At 37.2% G+C, this 6,045-nt stretch carries 9 protein-coding genes; 2 read left to right on the top strand and 7 right to left on the bottom strand.

Annotation, left to right across the window (positions count from 1 at the left end):
* From V7149_RS21610 to V7149_RS21590, 5 genes are all read right to left on the bottom strand, one after another.
* Positions 1–428, bottom strand: a 428-nt coding sequence (locus tag V7149_RS21610; protein WP_335347658.1) for a TasA family protein, incomplete at its 3' end; no start/stop codon positions are given.
* An 89-nt stretch (positions 429–517) separates the two neighbouring features.
* Positions 518–1,162 (bottom strand): TasA family protein, encoded by a 645-nt coding sequence (locus V7149_RS21605; RefSeq protein ID WP_335347657.1) that lies wholly within the window; start codon positions 1,160–1,162, stop codon positions 518–520.
* 92 nt (positions 1,163–1,254) lie between these two features.
* Positions 1,255–1,836 (bottom strand): signal peptidase I SipW, encoded by a 582-nt coding sequence (sipW, locus tag V7149_RS21600; RefSeq protein WP_335347656.1) that lies wholly within the window; start codon positions 1,834–1,836, stop codon positions 1,255–1,257.
* A gap of 382 nt (positions 1,837–2,218) precedes the next feature.
* Positions 2,219–2,371, bottom strand: coding sequence for an anti-repressor SinI family protein (locus V7149_RS21595; RefSeq protein ID WP_335347655.1), 153 nt, complete (start codon positions 2,369–2,371; stop codon positions 2,219–2,221).
* A 43-nt stretch (positions 2,372–2,414) separates the two neighbouring features.
* Positions 2,415–2,612, bottom strand: coding sequence for a hypothetical protein (locus V7149_RS21590; protein WP_335347654.1), 198 nt, complete (start codon positions 2,610–2,612; stop codon positions 2,415–2,417).
* A gap of 234 nt (positions 2,613–2,846) precedes the next feature.
* Between V7149_RS21590 and V7149_RS21585 the strand changes: the two genes are divergently transcribed.
* Both V7149_RS21585 and V7149_RS21580 read left to right on the top strand, forming a co-directional pair.
* Positions 2,847–3,191, top strand: a complete 345-nt coding sequence (locus V7149_RS21585; RefSeq protein WP_335347653.1) for a helix-turn-helix domain-containing protein — start codon at positions 2,847–2,849, stop codon at positions 3,189–3,191.
* On the top strand, positions 3,192–3,821 hold the full coding sequence (locus tag V7149_RS21580; RefSeq protein WP_335347652.1) for a class D sortase: 630 nt from the start codon (positions 3,192–3,194) through the stop codon (positions 3,819–3,821).
* Positions 3,822–3,877: 56 nt separating this feature from the next.
* Here the strand turns inward: V7149_RS21580 and V7149_RS21575 are convergent, their stop codons facing one another.
* Both V7149_RS21575 and V7149_RS21570 read right to left on the bottom strand, forming a co-directional pair.
* Positions 3,878–4,789, bottom strand: coding sequence for a pseudouridine-5'-phosphate glycosidase (locus tag V7149_RS21575; RefSeq protein WP_335347651.1), 912 nt, complete (start codon positions 4,787–4,789; stop codon positions 3,878–3,880).
* Positions 4,790–4,802: 13 nt separating this feature from the next.
* A complete protein-coding gene (locus V7149_RS21570; RefSeq protein ID WP_335347650.1) occupies positions 4,803–5,900 on the bottom strand; it encodes a carbohydrate kinase in 1,098 nt (365 codons plus the stop codon).
* Between the last annotated feature and the right edge of the window lie 145 nt (positions 5,901–6,045).

Raw genomic sequence — 6,045 nt, 5'->3', positions numbered from 1 at the left:
GTAATATCTGGAGACTTCCCGTTATCTGTTAGTCTCTTAAGATCCTGTATTGATACATTATCCCATGGGGTTATAATAGGCTGCATATCACTTGTTAAAAAATTTATAATAAATTGTGATCCGAAATCGCTATCAATAATATATCCTTCTTTATCCTTTACTTCAATGCTAGTGTGCATGAGGACTTTTTCAATATCTAATGTTCCAATATTAATAATTTTAAAATCGCGTAGCATATGGTCACCAGGTTTTAAGTTTGAAACATTAAATATCACAGATGGATCTACTTTAAGATCTAGGACACCTGCTTTTAAGGTATTGTTCATCGACTCAACATCATTAAATGCCGCAAAAGTTCCTCCACCTACCAGGGAAAGTCCAAGTGCAGCACTTGCTATACCTAATGTTAATTTCTTTTTAATACTCATTTTGCCCTCCTCAACTATTTAATATATTTTAGAAAGGGATATTCAATATATAGAAAGGTGGGTTAATTAACCCACCTTTCATTCTTTTATTAGTTATTTGCTCTTTCAGAACCAGCTGATTGAGTAGCTTCAAAGACAAATGTAAATTCAGCAACCTTGCCTTGGTATTGATTTTGTACGTATTTACCAGTAGCCGCGTCCTTAGCTTTTTTGTCAACAAATTCAACTTTAATGTCGATAATGTCTTCATCTCTGCCAGGAATAGTAGGATTCTTATACAAATTGACACTTGAAATGTCGAATCCTCCTCCATTGGCGTGATCAATTAAATCTTGAACTGAAACATAATTTTCTCCATTATCACGTACTCCAGTTTTAGCAATTCCAGACAATAAATTAATGCCATCAGTATTTAACATTGTTACAGCAAATTCACCTGCGAATCCTGGCGCTGTTTCTCCAAAAGGTTTAACAGTTAAAAGCACATCTTCAATATCTAGGCTGCCCCAGTTTTGAAGTTTGAATTGGCGAGTCATTGTATCCCCTGGCTTTAGATTAGATACTTTCATTACACCTTCTGCTTGATTGCCAATTCGCAGATCCAATGTTCCCGCAGCTAAACGGTTATCCATTTTTTCAACATCGTTGAATGCTGCCCAAGTTCCTCCACCGATTAATGATAAACCTAGTGCTGCTGAAGCTACCCCTAAACCTAATTTCTTTTTGATTGACATTTTACCTTCCTCCTTGGTTTCTCCCCCGTTTTTTACGAGGTATGTAGTTTTTTTATTGAATCCTTATGTTTCCATAAGGAATACAACCATAATTAAGCGGTTTTTTCAGGTCCTTGGTTCTCATCTCTTCTCTTTGTTGCATGCTCTATTTCTTTCAGAGCTTTAAATATTGATATTGCAGAATATAGGAGTAATATAACTCCTGGCCCAATTAGTAGAGTTGCTGTTCCAGCTTTTGATTTTGCAAAATCTATAAAATATCCAATGTATGGAATTGAAAATCCTGTGTATTCACCCACTACATTATCTGAAAGAACAAGATTGGAATCAGGATGCTCATTATTATCACCTTTTGTTTGATACATAACATGGTCACCACTTTTTACAACATCAATGACTCTATGAGTAACGATTTTTTGTTCATCTTCCATGTATGTAATGACATCATCCTTTTTGAATCTAGTTGTATCTCCCCCAGGTTTAACAGCGATGATTGAACCAGTTTTAAAGGTTGGCTCCATTGATCCGGATAATACGTTTTTCAGTTGGTATCCCAATATTTGTGGCTCCCCTCCTGAAGCTTTAGAGGAAATTACTAACATGGCCATCAATATAAGTAGTAAAAACAGAAGTATCGTTACTGCATTACTTAAACCTTTCATCACTTTCTTCATTTCTTTCACCTCTTGAAATTTTCATTGAAATTAACTACTTTCAAAAACTTCGATCTGCCTATGTCTTGTTGTTCCTAAAAAGGAACAATACATAACCCAGTCAGGCTTTTTGTTCTTTATAAAGAACCTGTTGATTTGAGTATATGTCATAAGGATCGATTTGAAAAACCTCAAAAACGTCCGTTTTTTCGATATAAAGAACGTTTCGTGCTTGTTTCCTTGTTATTTCTCTTGTTTTCTAACTATTTTGTAATTTATTTAGAACGTTTTCGTTCTTTCTATAGAACTCATTGATTCACAACGCAACAAAAAAAGAGTATTTCTTAAAAGGAAAAAATCCTTGTAAGAAATACTCGAGTTTATACTATTATTCTATCTTGTGTTAGCATATCGGCTTATTAGTTAAAGCATCGTTTAAAATATATTGTTGAAGGAAATCGCGAACTTCTTCTTTTTTAACTCCTAATTTTTTTGCCTCTAGTATAAGCTGGATCCATTCCATATCTAACTTTTCATTGAGTGCCTTTGTCTCCATTAGACTGCTCCTCCCAAAAATTAGTTCTTATTAAATTAAATGATTACCTTAATTGTTTAAAATCATATTTCTCTATTTTCTTTTGATACGGTACTGCCTTTATATGAATTCTTTCCATGGTCAAAGCATCAAAAAATGGGTACGTCGTTAAATCTTTTCCGCAAACGGGGCACAGCCAACTTCCTATTTCACTGCTGCTATAAGATGGCCGATGGCATTGATCACAGTTTTTTTGATACATTCATGACACCACCTTAATGATTTTTCGTTCTCTTTACAGAATCTTATCATTGAGTATAGTCTAATATTCCTATTTCATAAAAAATCAAATTCGCCCGTTTTTTCGTTTTAAAGAACGTTATTCGTTTGTTTCCTATGTTATCCTTTAGTTTTCTCAATATTTCGAATTTTTTATTGAACACTTTGTTCGTTATAATGAAAATTACGATATACTAAATAAAAGGGGATAAAATATATGGTTGGTATGCGTATTAAGAGGTTAAGAATAGAAAAGGGTTTATCCATTAATGAACTCTCCGAAAAAGCGGGTGTTTCTAAATCTTATTTAAGCTACATAGAAAGAGGCATTCAACAAAATCCATCTTTACAAGTGTTATCAAGACTAGCAAAAACTCTTGATACGGATGTAGAGGATTTGTTGGATCAGAAGAAAAAGGCGGAGCCAAACGAGATGAATCAAGTAGATCGCGAATGGATTGAATTGGTCCATGATGCGATTGATATTGGTGTGACGAAAGAGGAATTTGCTTATTATTTGGATTTTATTAAATTTAAGAATATGAACGGAGGCAAAGAATAGGTGATTGCTAGGAACCAATTCATTCTAATTTCCGCTTCCATCATTTTTTTTACGGGGATTGGACTTGTCCTGTTCTCTTTAAAAGATATTTATATTCTTGAAAAAAACAAAGAAATTTCCTTAAAAGAAGCTAGAGAGAAAGTCCAAATGGTTGTTCAAAAAGAGGATCATCATTTTGTTCATCAAAACGAACAAAAAGAAATACCTAAGCCTTTCAAAAAGGGAGAGGTAATCGGAATTTTAGAAATCCCTAAGCTTCAAGCCGAGCTTCCTATTGTTGAGGGGACGAGCGAATATGAATTAGAAAAAGGAGTTGGCCATTACTCCAGTACGGCGCTGCCAGGACAACCTGATCAAATTCTGCTTTCCGGTCACCGGGAAACTGTTTTTCGCCGCCTCGGAGGTTTAAGAAATGGGGATGTATTTCACGTCATCATGCCATATGGCTCCTATAGCTACGAAATTACCGGCTCACAAATTGTCGAGGCAAATGATACAACGGTTATTAAATCTACTGCACCTACGGAAACACTAACAGTCTCCACCTGCTATCCCTTTTCCTATATTGGCGATGCTCCTTATCGCTATGTGTTGACCGCACATCGAACAGAAAATCCCGTAACAAATTAAAAAGGCCAGTCCCAGCAGTTTGAACCGCAGGACCTGGCCTTTATTATGAACACTTATTATTTTTGTAAGCTTACTGCAATTCTTGAACCAACTTCCGCATTGTGCTTCACAAGCGCAATATTAGCCGTTAAGCTTGTACCTTCTGTTAGCTCTTTTACTTTTCCTAAAAGGAATGGAGTTACTTCTTTACCAGCGATATTATTTTCTTTTGCTTCTTTTAACGCTGATTCGATCACATTTGTAATGAATGCTTCTTCTAATGCATCCGCTTCTGGGATCGGGTTAGCAATAACAACACCGCCGTTTAGGCCAAGCTCCCATTTTGTGCGGATAATAGCTGCTGCATCTTCAGGAGTGTCAACACGTTGGTGCAAGCCAAATGGACTTGTACGCGTATAGAATGCAGGAAGGACATCTGTTTCATATCCGACAACAGGAACTCCATGTGTTTCTAAGTACTCTAATGTTAGGCCGATATCAAGAATGGATTTAGCTCCTGCGCATACTACTGCCACATTCGTTTGTGCTAATTCTTGAAGGTCAGCAGAAATATCCATTGTTGTTTCTGCTTCACGGTGAACCCCACCGATTCCGCCTGTAACGAATAATTCAATGCCTGCAAGCTCTGCGCAAATCATTGTCGTAGCAACTGTTGTAGCACCATCTTTCTTTTGCGCTACTAGGTATGCCAGGTCACGGCGGCTAGCTTTTGCGACATCTTTGGCTTGTCCTAGGTATTCTAACTCTTCATCTGAAAGACCGATTTTAATTTTTCCATTTAAAATCGCAATTGTTGCGGGAACTGCACCGTTTTTACGGACAATCTCTTCTACTTCTCTAGCTGTTTGCACGTTTTGCGGATATGGCATTCCGTGAGAGATGATCGTTGATTCTAAAGCAACAATCGGTTTATTAGCTTTTTTTGCTTCTTGAACTTCCGCTGAATATTCTAACCAGTTTTCTAACATGTGACAAAACCCCTTATTTAAAGTATTGGTTGAACGTTTCTTGCAAGTGAACTTGATTTAAATTCGGATTCACAGTTTCGTGAGATTGCAGTGTAATAGCGGAACAGGATATCCCTATTTTACAAGCGTTCTCAATATCTAATCCTTGTAAATGTGCATACATCATTCCTGAGACAAGCGAATCTCCGGCACCTGTCACATCTTCCACTTGAATTTTTGGCGGAAGGACTGTCCCAGACTCTCCTTTTTGTGTAGAGTAAATGAGACCTTTATCTCCTCTAGTGATAACGACCTTTTCTACACCCTTTTCCAGCATTTTTTCTGCTGCCTTGAAAAAATCGCTATCATTCTTAATTTCCATTTCAGATAAGGCTTCTGCCTCGTCCTTATTGGCAATTAACCACGTGACTCCAGCCAAGCTTTTTGGCAGCTTCTTTACTTTTGGCGCAGAGACAGGTGTAATGCAAACCGGAATTTTTGCTTCATGACAACGACCGATTAGCTGCTTAATGACTTCTGCTGGAAAGTTCGTATCAATAACAACTAAATCTGATGAAGCAATATGTCCCCATTTTCTCTCGACAAAATCGATGTCAACCAAATCATAGATTGACATGTCTGCTAGAGCAATCGCCATTTCACCCTCATGATCTAACACGGCGGTATATGTTCCTGTAGCTGCATTCGAGAAAGCTTGGGATGGGCTGATGTCTGCATACGATTTTGTATGCTCCAGCAGCCAATCGCCTTCTCCGTCCTCACCGACTGCAGTCATAAGAGCGACATCACATCCTAATCTTCCAAGGTTCTCTGCAATATTTCTTGCCACCCCGCCAAATGATTGCGAGCTTTCAGCAGGATTGGATGTGCCAAGCTGGAGCGTTTGAAGTGTCTGTATTTTTCTATCCACATTGGATCCGCCAATACAGACGATATGTTTCCTTTTTGGAAGCACATAAGCTCTGCCGAGAAGCTTTCCCTCTTTCGTTAAAGATGAAATATAGCCGGCGACCGCTGATCGTGACAACCCCGTCTTATCAGAAATCTCATTTTGTGAGATAAAAGGGTTTTCCTCAATAAGCTGTAATATTAACGACTCTTTTTGATTCATAATGATTCAGCCCTTATTAAATAAACTTTTGTCCTAATTATAAACACTTGTCTTTAATTATGCAATATCTTTTTTATAGTCCTTTTTAATAGGATTACTGATTATTCCCTCCTACCTTTCCCTATTTTTTAATATTCAATTATTG

The organism is Bacillus sp. JJ1503, assembly GCF_036965125.1.
Lineage (GTDB): Bacteria > Bacillota > Bacilli > Bacillales > Cytobacillaceae > Cytobacillus.
The sequence above is the reverse complement of the archived record's forward strand: the minus strand, read 5'-3'. Positions and strand labels throughout refer to the sequence as shown.